This window comes from Streptomyces sp. LS1784, from assembly GCF_020103755.1.
GTDB lineage: Bacteria > Actinomycetota > Actinomycetes > Streptomycetales > Streptomycetaceae > Kitasatospora.
In genome coordinates, this window is the sequence record NZ_JAHSQD010001091.1 from 1 (window position 1) to 1,170 (window position 1,170).

Genomic DNA, 1,170 nt, shown 5'->3' on the forward strand with positions numbered 1-1,170 from the left:
GGCGCCTCCTCGCCGACCAGCTCCCACTCGGCCAGCGCGGCCAGTGTCGCGGCCGCGTCCGGCACCGGGCAGCCGACCAGGGCGGAGGCGGTGCGCGGGTCGGCGGTCTGCGCCGGGGCCAGGGTGAGAGTGCGCAGCATCCGCGCCTGGGCCGTCGGCAGCCCGCGGTACACCAGGGTGAACGCGCCGAGCAGCGGGTCGTTGTCGGGGACGGGCACCGGCTCGGCCGGCTCCGGGCCTGGCTTCACCCAGGCCGCCGGATCACCGGCCGACTCGGTCACCGGGGCAGCAGCACCGGGAGCGGGCTCACCGGCCCGGCCCTCCGACGCCTTCCCCGGTACCGGTTTCCCCAACGGGCCCCGCGCGGACCCAACGGCCCCGACGGACCCGACGGACCCGGAAGGGCCGGCCGGAGGAGTGCCGGGAAACTTCGCCGCCCGCTCCCCCTCCTTCTTCTTCCTCGGCGCCCCGCCTTGCTCCTTCTCCTTCTCCTTCTCCACAGCGGCCGCAACAGGCTCCGCGGAAGCCCCCGTGACCGCCGTCTCCTCCCCCACCACCCGGTTGAGCTCTCGCGCCGCGTCCGTGACCGCGGTCTTCGGACTGCCGCGCAGCCACCCCGCCATCAGCCGCAGCGCGGCCGGCCGGGCGGCGCAGGCCTCGGCCAGGTCGGCCCCGCCGACCGGGTCGCAGGAGATCCGGGTGCCGCCGACCAGGTCGGCCAGCAGTTCGCCGGAGCCCTGCCGGTCCAGCCCGCCGAGGATCACCGGGTCGATGTCCTCGATCCCGGTGAGCGGCCCGGCCGTGGTGGCGAGCACCAGGCAGCCGGGCTCGTCGGCCAGCAGCGGCCACACCTGCCCGGCATCCCGGACGTCGTCCAGCACGAGCAGCACCCGCAGCCCCGCGAGCGCCTCGCGCAGCGCCACGCAGCCCGGCTCGTCCCGCCCGTCCTCGCCCGCCCCGGGCAGCGGCACCGCACTCTGCGGGTCGAGCTGTTCCAGCAGCAGCCGGGCGGCCCGGGCGGGCGGCACCCGGCCGCCGTCCGGGGCGGACAACCGTACGAACAGCACGCCGTCCGGGTAGTCGGCGGCAACGGTACGGGCGAAGCGGGCGGCCAGCGTGGTCCGTCCGGAGCCCGGACGCCCGGCCAGCACCAGCACCGGGCAGCGCCCG

Annotated in this window: 1 protein-coding gene; it reads right to left on the minus strand. The window is 77.5% G+C overall.

The annotated features are described in order from the left end of the window. Nucleotides 1-1,170 (minus strand): NB-ARC domain-containing protein (locus KS423_RS45860; protein WP_224285571.1); only part of this gene is annotated, 1,170 nt, incomplete at both ends.